Raw genomic sequence first — 14,587 nt, 5'->3', positions numbered from 1 at the left:
GGGGCTTATGTCTGTCCAGCAACAGTTAATTCAACTACTTGAGCAGAAAATACAGCAAGACAAATTGCTGTTGCCAACCCTGCCTGATGTCGCATTAAAAGTACGCCAACGTTCTGCCGAGGCAGATATCAGCCTGTTGGATATGGCCGATGTAATAGCACAGGATCCTGCTTTGGCTGCCAGAATGATCAAAGTCGCCAACAGCGCTTTTATGGGACGCTCGATAAAAGTGAATACCCTGAATCAGGCGGTAACCCGCATCGGGTTGAGCCAAATTCGCAATATAGCTATAGCGATGGCACTGGAGCAGGTGTTTGTGTCAAAACATAAGCAAGTGCAGCAGCAGTTAGATGCGTTGTGGCAAAGCAGTGTGCAGGTGGCCAGTGTAGCGGCATCTTGCCTGGCGTATTATAACAGCCGTGAAGCCCGTAGCGGCCTGAATAAAGACGTTATGACGTTGGTCGCGCTGGTGCACAATATCGGCGCTTTGCCGGTGGTTGCGGAAGCTGAACGGGAGCAAGCCTTGCTGGGCGACCCGCGCTTTTTATTGCAAATGGCAACCAGACTATCAACCGAAGTCAGTATGCGGATTTTGTATGCCTGGGGTTTTGCGGATGAGTTTTATCAAGCGGCGTTGCAATGGAAGAAACTGCAACCGGATAAACCCGGCCCGGGTTATACCGATTTTATCCGGCTGGCAATTATCGCCAGAGACGGCTACGCCGACAAAGAATTACAACAACGTTTGCTGCAGTATTATGTTGCGATGCAAATGGTGCCGCAGGAAGATTTTATGCAGCATCCTGAAATACAAACGGTATATCAGGATGTGCGGGCGGTGTTCAGTTAAACCGGTTTGGCTGCAGCGTGTTAGTCTGCTGTGGCCAGCTGCTGGCTGATACTCAGCAGCGCCAGGTTCAGGGCAGATGCCATCAGCAGTAAATCAGCATCCAGTCTGGCAGTTAAATCTTCCCAGCCCAATTCATCATTTTGCCCGGTTAACAGATCATGGAATTTCAGTCGTTTCAGTGCGCCGTCATCGGTAATTTGCAGTGACAAGCCTTCTGCTTGCTCCAGAGCGATACTGGTAACCAGTTTATCCTGCAGGTGGCTTTGCACTTCATCGGCAGTCAATAAATGATTACTGAATTTCACTTTAGCGCCTTCTTCATCCGGTGCTTTGAGCTCGGCATCACTGCCTTGCACAAAACCTTGCGGCAGGGCTTTGTTTTGCAACCAAAGTTGCAAGTTGGCATTCAGTTTGTGGTTATCCAGCCACGGCAGTGCAGGTAAGGAACCCAAGGCTTTACGCAGTAACGCCAGTACGTCTTCGGCTTTGCCGGCACTGCCGCTGTTAATCACCAACCACTGATTTTCCGGATCATAGTAGCCCTGGGTTAACGAAGAGCGGCTGAAAGCTCTGGGCAATAAACTCAGCTGCAGTTCTTCTTTAATACTCTGTTTTTCTTTGCGGCTTAACGGCCGGCCTTTTTCCAGTTCCATTGCCTCAACTTTGGGCTGCATTTCTTCATTGATCACGGCCGCCGGCAGAATTTTCTCCTGGCGTTTAACAGCAAAAAACTGCAAATGACCGCAGGCATGGCAATACTGTTTAATACTGGGATGCAGCGGAAAGCTGAAGCCGGTTTTTACTGCTTCCTGGGCGCTTAGCGGGGTAAATTTGAATTCTGCCAGGGCTTGCTCCCAAGCCCCGACATCAGTGCTCAGAGGGGCGCTGAGCTTATAAACGCGAACATTTTTAAACCACATAATTCACTCAAATCAAAAAAATCCGACCGGCAGTATAACGTGTATCAAGTCGGAATTTTCAGATTTTTTGGAAAAGCGATATGGTAATGCAAGCCTTTGCCGGGCTCGCTGCTGACAGTAATACTGCCGCCCAGCGTCTGGCGCACCAGATTATAAGTAATATGCGTACCCAGGCCACTGCCACCCTGATCGCGTTTAGTGGTAAAAAACGGGTGGAACAGTTTTTCTAATTGTTCCGGAGTCAGCCCTTTGCCGTTATCGCTGTATTTGATGTCAACATTTTCGTCTTCATCTAATACAGTAATACGGATCTGGCCTTCATTAGTGTCTTCAAAGGCATGAATTAACGAGTTCATCAGCAGGTTGGTAAATATCTGTGATATCGCTCCGGCCGGACAGTTCAGCATAATGTTATCCGGGCAATTTACTTCAATTTGGTGGCGGGTTTTCTTAAAGTTGGGTTGCAATGAGCGGATCACTTCGTGCAGGTAATCTGCCAGATTAATAGTGCGCACTGCTTCACTGGTTTGGTCAACTGCAATTTGCTTAAAGCTGGCAATAAGCTCTGATGCGCGCATTAAATTAGACTGCAGCAACTCTGCGCCTTGGGTTGCCTCTTCAATAAAATGTTCCAGGTTCTTCGGTGACAGCGTCTTATCTTTATAGGCTTGCGCCAGGGTACTGATTTTTTCTGCCAGAAAGCTGGTGGCCGTTACGCCGATACCAACAGGCGTATTTACTTCATGCGTAATACCGGCAACCAGACCACCAAGCGCTGCCATTTTCTCCGACTGCACCAACCGGTCCTGAGCCTGCTTTAAATCATCAACAATTTTTTCCAGCTCGGTTTGCTTGCTGCGTAAGGCATCTTCAGTATGACGGCGGCGTTCTATTTCTTCGCGCAAGCTTTGCTGTTTAACTTCCAATTCCTGCTTCTGTTGCTGCAAGTCCATCATCGCCTGGCTTAAACCGGAGGTTTTGCGCGCGACCTCCTGTTCCAGCATCAGGTTTTGCTGGTCCAGCTTTTCATTTGACAGCATCAGTTGCTTTTGCGTGGTTTCCAGCTGGGTTTTGTAGTCTTGTACGCGGCTGATTAAGCGATTAAACGCATCCGCCATCACGCTCAGTTCTGAGGTGTCATCATGCTGAATTTCGACTTTGGCGCCGTCGAGCTGATCCAGCTCCAGATCCTCAATTTGTTGCGTTAACTCTGTCAGCGGCAGGGTAAGTTGTCTACGAAACGCCAGCAAAAACAGAATGATAAGAAAAGTAGTTTTTAACATGGCATTACCGACAAGGAAGTAAATGCCTACTTTTATCCGGTCTATGACTACGGCACGACTGGAAAACAGCGTGACATCACCCACCTGGGTAGCGCGGCCGGAAAATTCGAAAATCAGCGGGAAGGTATAACCAAAAATACCGGATTGCTGTTCTGTCAGGCGCACGCCCTCGCGCACCAGCTGGGTGCTGAAACGCTCCTGAATGTTAAGATAACGGCCCAGTTGGGTAATAACAGCGCCGCTGTCATCGCGTACAATAATGCCCTCAATGGCCGGTATTGCCAATAAACCGTCGGCAATGATCAAGGCTTGTTGGGTGTTCAGCTCCCATATTGCCCGTGTCAGGCTGCCGGAAAAGGTTTGCTGCAGCGTCTCCAACTCGCCATTGATATGGTTTTTGGTATTAAAGTATTCCGCAACAATTTGCCCCAGCGTCACCACGAAGGTCAGGATAAAATAAACTGACAAGACTTTGGTTAACAGCTTACGGGATAAGCTTTTGTGCTGCATGAAGTAACCTTGTGTGGCGATATCGTTTTTGCTTATCACACTACCATAACCAATAACCGGCAGTTTGCAAATAGCCTGAGTGGATCTGAGCTATTTATAGTGCAGATATTGCTTTATAGTGATGCTCTGTATATATTTTTTAACCAAACAGTGTCGCAAAACACCACAATACAGGCTGTAGTACATGGCGTTCACCGCGTTAATTTGTGATGACTCTCTGCTGGCGCGTAATCAGTTGAAAAAATCCCTGCCGGTTAACTTTGATGCAGAAATTGTTACTGCTGCCAACGGTGTTGAGGCAATATCATTGTTGCGTGCCAGGGATATTGGCGTGGTCTTTCTAGACCTGACCATGCCGGAACTGGACGGCATAGGTGTACTGGAAGCGATAAAAGCAGAGGCAATAGATTGTTTTGTTATTGTAGTGTCGGCAGATATTCAACCGGAAATGCAAAAACGGGTAACGGAACTGGGGGCGCTGGCTTTTATAGCTAAGCCGGCTTCTGCTGATAAGCTGGCTGCTGTGATGAACAAGTATGGTTTAATTTAATCTCTGCCATTAAATTAGCCGTTGACAGACGTCTATAAGTCTGTGCATAGTGACAACCATGAAAATAAAAACGACAGTACTCACCACCATTATTATTACCACCAACCCTTCGGGGTAGGAGGTCGGCGGTGTGTTGTCTGTAAAAAGACCCGTGACCTCAAATGTCACGGGTCTTTTTTTTGGCGCTGATGTGCAGCGCCGGCAAAATACAAATCAAGTGTCGCGATAACTGACCATTTCAGTAATTAATGCGCAAGGAGTTTAATATGAGGGTGCTCAAATTTGGCGGTTCGTCGCTGGCGTCAGTTGACCGTTTTGCCGAAGTTGCAAATATAGTGCAACAACTGACAACCACAGATCGTATTTGTTTGGTGTTATCGGCCCCACAGGGGGTAACCAATACGCTGGTGGAGCTGACCGATTTGGCATATTTGGGCTCAGACTTCACTGGTTTGTTACAGCAGCTTGCTCAGCGTTATCAGACATTGGCAGCAGAGGCCGCCAGGCTGTTTGCAACGGCGAAGCTGGATGAGTTACAGCAGGTAGCACAAGCACAACTGGCACAACTACAGGCACAGCTTACCGGTATTCAGCTGTTGCGGCATTGTCCGGACCATATTAAGGCGCAGATCCTTGGCCTGGGGGAGCAGTTCAGCGTGGCGTTGATGACAGCACTGTTAAATGCCAAACCAGTGCATGCTGTGGCACTTAACGCGGTAAGCCTGGTAAAAAGCAGTGGTGATTATTTAAACGCCACAGCCGATATTGCCGCTTCCGAACAAACGTTACAGCAGGCGATTGCCGGCCAAAGTGCTCAGGTCTATGTTATTGCCGGCTTTGTATCCAGCAATGCGCAGGGCGAAACCTGCTTGCTGGGCCGCAATGGCTCGGATTATTCCGGCGCTATTGTCGCGGCCAGTATCCGTGCGGTAGCCTGCGAAATCTGGACCGATGTAGATGGTGTGTACAGCGCCGATCCACGGCAGGTAAAAAATGCCAAACTGATTGACCGCTTATCTTATGATGAAGCGATGGAGTTGTCGTATTTTGGTGCCAAGGTACTGCACCCGAAAACCATAGGCCCGTTAGCGCGTTTCAATATTCCCTGTTACATCAAAAATACCTTAAACCCCGCCGCGCCCGGCACCTGTATCGACAACAACGGCGAAGGTGATTCTTTGGTGAAGGGCATCTCCAGCCTGGAGCACCTGGCATTGGTGACGGTATCCGGTCCTGGCTTAAAAGGTGTGGTGGGGATGGCCAGCCGCGTGTTTGCGTCTATGGCACGGGCACAGATTTCGGTCAGTTTGATCACGCAGTCGTCTTCTGAATTCAGTATCAGCTTTTGTGTACCGCAATTGCATTTAGCCGCAGCAAAACATGCTTTACAGCAGGAGTTTGAACTGGAGCTGCAAACCGGTTTATTACGCGAGCTGAGTATTTTACCCGACATGGCCATTGTCAGCCTGGTGGGCGATGGCATGCGGCAGCATCGCGGCGTGGCGGCGAAGTTTTTTGCTTCATTGGCACAGGCACGGGTTAACGTGGTAGCGATTGCACAGGACAGTAGCGAGCGCTCTATCTCTGCTGTTATTGAGCAATCTGCCTGTAAAAATGCCGTGAAGGTTTGCCACGAGAACTTCTTCAGCCATGTGCCCAGTATCGATGTGTTTTTGGTCGGCTGTGGCGTGGTGGGCAGTGAGTTGCTGGCCCAAATTCAGCGTCAGCAGGCGTTTTTGCACAGCCGCCAGGTAAAGGTTACGGTATATGGCATTGCTAACAGTAAAGCCACTTTGTTACACAGCGATGGTGTTGATTTGTCACAGTGGCAGCCGCAGCTGGCCGCAGCGAAAACGGTGTTTTCGGTAGCGAACTTAACCCGCTTTGCCCAGCAGCAGCACCTGACCAATCCGGTGCTGGTGGATTGTACCAGCTCTGAGCAGGTGGCCGCGCAGTATGCTGATTTTCTTGCTGCCGGTTTCCATGTGGTTACGCCGAACAAAAAAGCCAATACCGCGTCTTTTGCTTATTACCAGCAACTGCGCCAGTTGGCACAGCAAAACCGGCGCCGGTTTTTGTATGAAACTACGGTAGGAGCCGGTTTGCCGGTAATTGATACCTTGCAGGGGCTGCTAAATGCCGGTGATGAATTGCTGGCCTTTGAAGGGATTTTATCCGGTTCGTTATCTTATATGTTCGGCGAGCTGGAGCAGGGTGTTGCCTTATCGGATGTGACGAAAAAAGCCAAAGCACTGGGCTTTACCGAGCCGGATCCGCGCGATGACTTATCCGGTATGGACGTGGCCCGTAAGTTGTTAATTCTGGCCCGTGAAGCCGGTATGACACTGGAACTGAGCGACGTGGAGGTAGAATCGGTGCTACCGGCCGATTTTGCAGCAGGAGCCACAGTAGATGAATTTATCGCGCAGCTGCCGCAGTTAGATGCTGCTTTTGCCAAACGCGTTGCCGCGGCGAAAGCCGAAGGTAAGGTGCTGAGGTATATCGGTGGCATTGTGGATGGTAAATGCAGGGTAGCGATAAAGGCGTTGGATGCAGAGCATCCGTTGGCCAAGGTGAAAGACGGTGAAAACGCACTGGCTATTCATACCCGTTATTATCAGCCGATCCCGTTTGTGCTGCGCGGTTATGGTGCCGGTGCTGCGGTAACGTCTGCCGGGGTATTCAGCGATATTATGCGCACCCTTGGCTGGCAACAACAGGTGTAATAACTATGCAGCATTATTCTGACGTTACATCTGCTAATTACCTGAAGCGTTATTATGCGCCGGCCTCTACCGGCAATTTTTCAGTTGGCTTTGATTTACTCGGTGCCGCCTTCGAGCCACTAAGTGGCGAGCTGTTTGGCGATGTGCTGGATATTATCGGCGAACAAGCTGAGCTTAGCCTGGATATTGTTGGCCGCTATGTGCATCAGTTACCGCAGCACACAGATGACAATCTGGTGCTGAGCTGCTTTTACGCCTTTGAACAAAAGGTTGGCCGCACGCTACCGCGCTTAGCTCTGCGACTGCATAAAAACCTGCCGGTGGGCAGCGGCCTGGGCTCCAGTGCTTGTTCTATCGTGGTGGCCTGTTATGCCTTTAATGATTATTTCGGTCAGCCGTTATCGCCCTCTGAACTGCTGCAGCTGATGGCGGTGGCTGAAGGTGGGGTAAGCGGCAGTGTGCATTATGATAATGTTGCGCCGTCTTATTTGGGCGGCCTGCAACTGATGTTGCCGCAAAGTACTGCTGTGTGCCGCAGCCTGCCGTGGTTTGAGCATTGGCGAGTAGTGTTAAGCTATCCGGGCACAGTGCTGTCAACTAAAGCCGCCCGCGCAGTATTGCCGCAGCAACTGAGCCTGGCACACAGCATTGCTTTTGCCGGCATGCTCAGCCGTTTTGTCAGCGCCATGTATGCCAAAGATGAAGCCGATGCTTATTGCGCCTTGCAGGATTTGCTGGCCGAACCGGCGCGGACACCGTTGCTGCCGGAATTACCGGCGCTGCGCAGCGCTTTGATGGCGCAGGGCATACTGCATCTGGGTATTTCAGGCGCTGGTCCAACGTTATTTGCTTTGTGTCGTGATGATGCACAGGCACAGCTTGCTGCGGATTATTTATCACGGCATTATGAAAAGAATCAGGACGCGACCACACAAATTTGTCGCTTGTCATTAGCCGGCGCCAGGGCGCTGTAGGAATAAACTATGTTGTTAACCAATATTAAAGTACCTGCCGAACAGGTCAGTTTTTTACAAGCCGTGCGCCAGGGCCTGGGCAAAGAGCAGGGTTTATTCTTCCCCACCAGTTGGCCAAAACCCGATATCGCCGCGCTGTTAAACATGTCGCTGGTGGAGCGCAGCAGTGCTATTTTACAGGCCTTGATTGGCGATGAGCTAAGCAGTGACGACGTCAGCACTATGTTGAGCAATGCTTTTACCTTTCCTGCGCCGTTAGTGCCGGTATCGGATGATGTCAGCTGTCTTGAGCTGTTTCATGGCCCGACACTGGCCTTTAAAGACTTTGGCGGCCGTTTTATGGCGCAGGCATTGGCCAAAGCGCAAGCCGGGAAAAAAACCACTATTGTTACGGCAACCTCGGGGGACACCGGCGCTGCAGTGGCGCATGCGTTTTATCGCCAACCCGGCGTGCAAGTGGTGATCTTGTTCCCGAAAGGTAAAATCAGCCCGCTGCAGGAAAAGCTGTTTACCACCTTGGGGGAAAATATCACCACCCTGGCAGTAGACGGTGATTTTGACCAGTGTCAGGCGCTGGTAAAGCAGGTGTTTGATCATCAAGCCCTGGTGGAAAAGCTCAGTATTAACTCAGCAAACTCAATTAATATCAGCCGGCTGTTTGCGCAAATCTGTTATTACTTTGAAGCGGTAGCACAAGTGCCGGCCGACAAACGTGACCAGGTCGTTATTGCTGTGCCCAGCGGTAACTTTGGTAATTTAACCGCCGGTTTAATTGCCAAAGCACTGGGTTTACCCATTAAGCGTATGGTTGCAGCCACTAACGCCAACGATACCGTACCGCGCTATTGGCGCAGCGGTGATTGGCAGCCGAAAACTACCGTCGCTACTTTATCCAATGCGATGGATGTTGCAGCACCGAATAACTGGCCGCGGGTTGAAGCATTACTGGCGCAAGGTGTTATCAGCCGTGACGACATTGAAGCGGTAATGGTAGATGAGGATGACACTGTGATTGGCGTGCGTCAGTTGTCGCAACTGGGTTATTTAAGTGAGCCGCATGCCGCGGTGGCATTTAAAGCACTGAAACGCAGCCTGCAACCGGGCGAGTTTGGTATTTTCCTCGGTACGGCGCACCCGGCCAAATTTAAAGAGCAGGTAGAGAACATTCTGGGTACGCCTATCGCGTTACCGGAAGCTTTGGCACGTTGCGCAGCAGAGCAGGGGCTAAGTAAAGACATTCCGGCCGATTTTGCCGTGTTGCAACAGGTGCTGTTGCAACTGGAGCTCGCCTGATGTCTTGGCAGCAATTGCTGGGGGAAGAAAAACAGCAGCCGTACTTTGTTGCGGCGCTGGAGCAGGTAAAACAGGCGCGACTGGCCGGGCAAGTAATATATCCGCCGGAAGCCGATGTGTTTAATGCTTTTAAGCTAACCAGCCCAGATAACCTTAAAGTCGTCATTCTGGGGCAAGACCCTTACCACGGGCCAAATCAGGCGCATGGTTTGGCGTTTTCTGTGCGCCATGGCGTGCGCACGCCGCCGTCACTGCAAAATATGTACAAAGAGCTGGCGCTGGAAGACCCTGAATTTCGCATTCCTGAGCATGGTTGTCTGGAAGCCTGGGCGAAGCAGGGCGTGTTGTTGCTTAATACAGTGTTGACGGTGGTGGCAACCCAACCTAATTCGCACCGCAAGTTAGGCTGGGAGCAGTTTACCGATAAGGTGATCGCACAAATAGATGCACAGTGTCGGGGCATCATATTTTTACTCTGGGGCTCGCACGCCCAGAAAAAAGGCCGCCTGATCGACCGGCAACGGCATTATGTGCTGGAAGCACCGCATCCGTCACCGTTATCAGCACATCGCGGTTTTCTCGGTTGTGGCCATTTTAAACAAGCCAACGAGCTGCTGGTTAAACAGGGTAAAACCCCGGTTAACTGGCAGCTGTAACTGAGCCTGAAAACAAAAAACGCCCGCTGATGTCAGCGGGCGTTTTGTTACAATTCGATATCAGCCAGTTCCGGTTCAATGGTCCAGTCGATGTCGCTCAGCTCTCGTTTTAAGCGCTGGCGCTCTTTCAACTGTTCTATTTCGCGCCATTTACGCTTTACCGCACGGGGTTTGGCGGCAGGGCGTTCCAACATATTCAGTAAGTCTTCGAAGCTTTCCATAATTTGGCCTCTCTGATAGTTGTTTTTCTATTAGTTGTTGTTATTTTCAACAAAGGATTTACCACACTTTGCCTGAAAATAAAACAACTAAGTGACAACACTATGACAGGTCGGAGCTTTTTTACTGATTTTTTTGCTGCAAAAACGCCTTAATTAATGCCTGCGTAGAACTGTCCAATAAGCTGGCATCGCCGCCTGCTAACGCCTGATAAATCGGCCCGGACAGTTGTTTACCCAGCTCAACCCCCCACTGATCGAACGAGTTCAAGCCCCACAGTACACCCTGACAAAATACTTTGTGCTCGTATAACGCAATTAACGCCCCAACATAATAGGGTGATAACTCCGGTAACAGCAGTGTATTGCTGGGTTTATTGCCGGGCGATACTTTATGTGGTGCCAGTGCCGCTGCCTGCTCTGCTGTCATGCCGGCTGCCAGGCATTCTGCTGTGGCTTCCTGCAATGTTTTGCCCTGCATCAGTGCCTGTGTCTGGGCGAAACAGTGTGCCGCTAAACGTTGATGGTGGTCGGTTAACGGGTGGGCCGGTGTCAGTGGCAGAATAAAATCTGCCGGTACCGCCAGTGCACTTTGGTGCAACAACTGATGATACGCATGCTGGCCATTGGTGCCGGCGTCGCCCCAAATTACCGGTGCGGTGGCATCGGTTAACGGCTGGCCGTTAATATCAACGCTTTTACCGTTGGATTCCATATCCAGTTGCTGCACATAAGAGGGCAATAAACGCAGATAGTGGCTGTACGGCAGCAATGCCTGGGCCTGACAGCCAAAACCGTTAATGTACCAGATACCAAGCAATGCCAGTGTGAGTGGCATGTTCTCCGCTTGCGGCGCATGTATAAAATGCTGATCCATCGCCTCAGCACCTTTTAGCAACTGCGCAAAATTGTCGTTACCAATCATCAGTGCTACCGGCAGGCCAATAGCTGACCACAGCGAATAACGTCCGCCAACCCAATCCCACATCGGCAGAATATTTTGCTCTACGATACCAAATTCGGCGGCCGCTTTAATATTGGACGAGGTGGCCCAGAAATGACGTGCTATGGCGTCAGCATCTGCACCGTGGTCTTTAAACCATTGCCGCAGTGCCAGCGCATTTTGTTTGGTTTCTTCGGTGCCAAAGGATTTAGAAGCGACAAACACCAGAGTAGTGGCTGGGTCGAGCTGTTTTACCACATCTGATACCACAGCGCCGTCGATATTGCCGGCAAAATGCAGTTTTACCGGGCTGCAATGGTAAGGTGTTAACGCTTCAACGGCCATTTGCGGGCCCAACAGCGAGCCGCCGATACCTACCCAGATCACGTCAGTAATGGCTTTACCGCTGTAGCCGGTATATTCGCCCTGATGCAAGCGGCTGACCAGCGCTGTCATTCTTTGCCGGCAATCGGCAATGGCGGCACCGATATCGTCGCCGTCCAGTGCCAGGCCGCTAACATCGGTCTTGCGCAACATCATATGCCAAACGGCGCGTTGCTCGGTATTGTTCACCTTATTGCCGGCCAGCATGGCCTGTAACACCGGCTGAATTTTGCTGGCGCCAGCCAGCTGTTGCAGTGCCTGCCAGCTGCTGTCGTCAATCAGGTTTTTCGAGTAGTCCAGGCTGATACCGCATGCTGTGGTGCGAAAGCGGTTGGCCCTGGCCGGATCGGCAGCAAAGGCCTGACGTAACGAACCTTGTTGTGCAGCCAGCGCTTTCAGCGCCGGCCATGGTGAAGCTGACATACTCTACTCCCCTGTAAAATAGTAATTAAAATGCTTGTTGGATCCGTTGTTCCAGCTTGCGCTGGTCAATGGCAAATTTGCGGATACCTTCCGCCAGTTTCTCGGTGGCCATGGCATCTTCATTTAAGGCCCAGCGGAACTGACTTTGGCTCAGCTGCGCCGGTGCTGCACTGCTGGCGCCATTATCTTTTAAATGCACGGTCAGCTCGCCCTGCATCTGGTCAAGCTCGGCTAACAATGCCGGGCTGATGGTTAAACGGTCGCAGCCGGCCAGCGCTAATACCTCACCGGTATTACGGAAACTGGCGCCCATCACCACAGTTTTAAAGCCGTGTTGTTTGTAAAAGCGGTAGATTTCACGCACCGACACTACGCCCGGATCAGTTTCGCTGCTGTAATCTTGTCCGGTGCTGGCTTTGTACCAATCCAGAATGCGGCCAACAAAGGGCGATATTAAATACACACCGGCTTCTGCACAGGCACGGGCCTGAGCCATATGGAATAACAGCGTAAGATTGCACTGAATACCTTGCTGCTCTAACTGCCGTGCCGCCTGAATACCTTCCCAGGTCGAGGCAATTTTTATCAGAATACGCTCTGTGCTTACGCCGTTTTCCTGATACAGCGCGACTAATTGCAGTGCTTTGGCGACAGTGGCGGCCGTATCAAAGGATAAGCGGGCATCCACTTCTGTTGACACACGGCCGGGCACCAGCTTGCTGATGGCTGTACCCACATCAACGGCAAATTTATCACAAGCCAGCTCAAGTTGTGCCGCTGTAGTGGTCGCTTTAGCTTTAGCATAGCTAACGGCCGCCTTTAACATAGGTTTGGCAAAATCGAGTTGGCTGGCATTGAGCAGTAAGCTGGGGTTAGTCGTGGCATCGACCGGACGGAATTGTTCGATGGCGGTTAAATCGCCGCTGTCTACCACAACGGTAGTAACGGCTTTAAGTTGGCTTAATAAGTTGCTCATATAGTTTTATTACCGTATTTTTGATCACATTCTAGTGATGCAGTGAATAATTAGCAATTAATGTAGGAATATTACAACATAATCTGTGTGTCGTTAGTAAAAAACAACAATAGCGTTGCATGGCACAAAGTAAGTTACTATATTGCCTGTTTTTGTCAGGTTGTTAAGACCTGTAATTTGTTATCAGTGTAATTAGCACAGGATCTCGATGATCTTCCAAGCCAGCTTTTATAAAAGTAAGAAACTTCTGTTGATCGAAGACTGCGAACCGGTAAGGGCGTCGATCAAGGGTATGCTACAGCAGATAGGTTTCGTTGATATTACTGCTGTCGCCGACGCGGTTCAAGCGCTGTCGCCGGCTAAAAGGCATGCTTACGACTTTATTTTGGCCGATTTCAATTTGGGCGACGGTAAAGACGCGCTGCAATTGTTTGCTGAGCTGTCGGCACAGGACGCCATTAAACCCGGTTGCTGCTTTGTAGTTATCAGTGCCGAGCCGCAACGTTTGCCGGTAATGGGCTTGCTGCAAGGCACACCGGACCACTTCGTGTTAAAACCGTTCTCCTATATGGAATTGGAAAAACGCCTGGCCAAAGCGTGGCAAAGCCGTGTGGCACTGAGAAAAGTGTATCAGGCTATGCCGGCCGGCGATTTGGTGGCGGTGCATACCGAGCTGGATGAAGTCATCAAGAATGCCCCGGCTTATACGCTGTTGGCGCTGCGGTTAAAAGGCGAAGTGCTGCTGGCACAGCGTGAATATAATGCTGCGATGCAGTTGTATAAAAAAATTCAGCAACAGCGTGATTTTAGCTGGACGCGGCTGGGTGCGGCTATCGCTATGGTGAAATTGCAGCAATGGCCGGAAGCAGAGCAACTCTTGCTCAGTTTAACAGAGGCGGATGATGTTCGCCCTGAAGCGCTGGATTGGTTAAGCCGGCTGTATTTGTTGCAGGGGGCTCTGCCTCAGGCGCTGGAACAGCTAACTGAACTGGTAAAATTACAGCCCACCAATATCGACGCCCAAACAGCCATTGCCAGCGTAATGCTGCTTAGCGGGCAAGACGATGACGCCCTGCGTTACCGGCAGAAGCTGATCCAACAATTTCGCTTTTCCGGCTTTGACCGCGCAGACTACTATTTGGAACTGACCCGGTTACTGTTGGCACAGGCCAGCCAAACTGAGCTGGCAGGCTTTAATGCCGCGCTGAAAAAGTGCAGTGAAGCCCTGGCCAGTATGCCGCAAAAGTTACTCACCGATGAAACAGAACCTGAGGTGTTGGCACTGCGCGCCAGGATCAGTTTGTTGCAGGGTCATATTGCTGATGCCAAACAGCTGACAGATGAGCTGCAGATTAAAGAAGATGCGGCCGTGGGCAGTGTCGGTTGCCTGGTGGATAAGATCCGGCTGATGTTTGCGCTGGGTGAATTAAAACAGGCCGAGCGTTATTTAACGCAACTTAAAGCATTGCCGACTGAACAAGATGATCTGCACAGCTGCTGCCAACGTTTATCAGCTGCCAGAGCGTTGCAACAAGACAGCAAGCTGCGCTCAGATATCCGTGATTGGAATCAGGCCGGTATGGCTGCAGCGCAAAGCGGTAATGTTAAAGCGGCGCTGTTGCAGTTACGGTTGGCATTTTTGTCTATGCCGTGTAATGCCGGTTTAGCGCTGAATTTACTGCAAACCTTAACGCAACTGCCGGCACACCGTGGTTTGCAGGCGCTGGCTAAAGCAGTATTGGCAGCATTGGAACAAAGTAATTTAACCAGTGCTAATCAACAACGGCTGGAGCAGCTGCTGACACAACTGCCACCGCTATATACGGAATAGCAGAAGGTACACCGAATAACCCGGGGTATACCGAATAGCCCTGATGTTGT

Annotated in this window: 12 protein-coding genes; 7 read left to right on the top strand and 5 right to left on the bottom strand. The window is 50.7% G+C overall.

The window, feature by feature from the left end; translation table 11 throughout:
- Positions 1-7 precede the first annotated feature (7 nt).
- Positions 8-850, top strand: a complete 843-nt coding sequence (locus HRH59_RS00135) for an HDOD domain-containing protein (protein ID WP_173499246.1) — start codon at positions 8-10, stop codon at positions 848-850.
- Positions 851-870: 20 nt separating this feature from the next.
- On the opposite strand, the gene HRH59_RS00130 is transcribed toward HRH59_RS00135, so the two are convergent.
- Both HRH59_RS00130 and HRH59_RS00125 read right to left on the bottom strand, forming a co-directional pair.
- Positions 871-1,770: a recombination-associated protein RdgC gene (locus HRH59_RS00130; protein ID WP_173499245.1), complete on the bottom strand. Its 900-nt coding sequence runs from the start codon at positions 1,768-1,770 to the stop codon at positions 871-873.
- 44 nt (positions 1,771-1,814) lie between these two features.
- On the bottom strand, positions 1,815-3,563 hold the full coding sequence (locus tag HRH59_RS00125; protein WP_173499244.1) for a sensor histidine kinase: 1,749 nt from the start codon (positions 3,561-3,563) through the stop codon (positions 1,815-1,817).
- Positions 3,564-3,747: 184 nt separating this feature from the next.
- On the opposite strand from HRH59_RS00125, the gene HRH59_RS00120 reads away from it, so the two are divergent.
- The 5 genes from HRH59_RS00120 to ung all read left to right on the top strand — a co-directional run bounded on the left by HRH59_RS00120 (position 3,748) and on the right by ung (position 9,762).
- The gene (locus HRH59_RS00120) at positions 3,748-4,113 is read left to right on the top strand and encodes a response regulator (protein ID WP_173499243.1); all 366 of its coding nucleotides are present in this window, start codon (positions 3,748-3,750) and stop codon (positions 4,111-4,113) included.
- 266 nt (positions 4,114-4,379) lie between these two features.
- A complete protein-coding gene (gene thrA, locus HRH59_RS00115; RefSeq protein WP_173499242.1) occupies positions 4,380-6,839 on the top strand; it encodes a bifunctional aspartate kinase/homoserine dehydrogenase I in 2,460 nt (819 codons plus the stop codon).
- A 5-nt stretch (positions 6,840-6,844) separates the two neighbouring features.
- A complete protein-coding gene (gene thrB, locus HRH59_RS00110) occupies positions 6,845-7,813 on the top strand; it encodes a homoserine kinase (protein WP_173499241.1) in 969 nt (322 codons plus the stop codon).
- Positions 7,814-7,822: 9 nt separating this feature from the next.
- Complete coding sequence (thrC, locus tag HRH59_RS00105; protein WP_173499240.1) at positions 7,823-9,106, top strand: threonine synthase; 1,284 nt, start codon at positions 7,823-7,825, stop codon at positions 9,104-9,106.
- Entirely contained in the window at positions 9,106-9,762 is a 657-nt protein-coding gene (gene ung / locus HRH59_RS00100) for a uracil-DNA glycosylase (protein WP_173499239.1), read from the top strand. The genes thrC and ung overlap by 1 nt, the downstream gene beginning before the upstream one ends.
- A gap of 47 nt (positions 9,763-9,809) precedes the next feature.
- On the opposite strand, the gene HRH59_RS00095 is transcribed toward ung, so the two are convergent.
- The 3 genes from HRH59_RS00095 to tal all read right to left on the bottom strand — a co-directional run bounded on the left by HRH59_RS00095 (position 9,810) and on the right by tal (position 12,706).
- A complete protein-coding gene (locus HRH59_RS00095) occupies positions 9,810-9,983 on the bottom strand; it encodes a DUF3545 family protein (protein ID WP_082694730.1) in 174 nt (57 codons plus the stop codon).
- Positions 9,984-10,104: 121 nt separating this feature from the next.
- Positions 10,105-11,730 (bottom strand): glucose-6-phosphate isomerase, encoded by a 1,626-nt coding sequence (gene pgi / locus HRH59_RS00090; RefSeq protein WP_173499238.1) that lies wholly within the window; start codon positions 11,728-11,730, stop codon positions 10,105-10,107.
- A 25-nt stretch (positions 11,731-11,755) separates the two neighbouring features.
- Positions 11,756-12,706 (bottom strand): transaldolase, encoded by a 951-nt coding sequence (gene tal / locus HRH59_RS00085; protein ID WP_173499237.1) that lies wholly within the window; start codon positions 12,704-12,706, stop codon positions 11,756-11,758.
- Between the two features lie 208 nt (positions 12,707-12,914).
- Here tal and HRH59_RS00080 point away from each other — a divergent pair, with 208 nt between their 5' ends.
- Positions 12,915-14,537 carry a tetratricopeptide repeat protein gene (locus HRH59_RS00080; RefSeq protein WP_173499236.1) on the top strand — a complete coding sequence of 541 codons (1,623 nt, stop codon included), beginning with the start codon at positions 12,915-12,917 and terminating at the stop codon, positions 14,535-14,537.
- Positions 14,538-14,587: the final 50 nt, after the last annotated feature.

The organism is Rheinheimera lutimaris (assembly GCF_013283795.1).
Lineage (GTDB): Bacteria > Pseudomonadota > Gammaproteobacteria > Enterobacterales > Alteromonadaceae > Alishewanella > Alishewanella lutimaris.
This window is presented reverse-complemented; position numbering and strand designations above follow the sequence as displayed.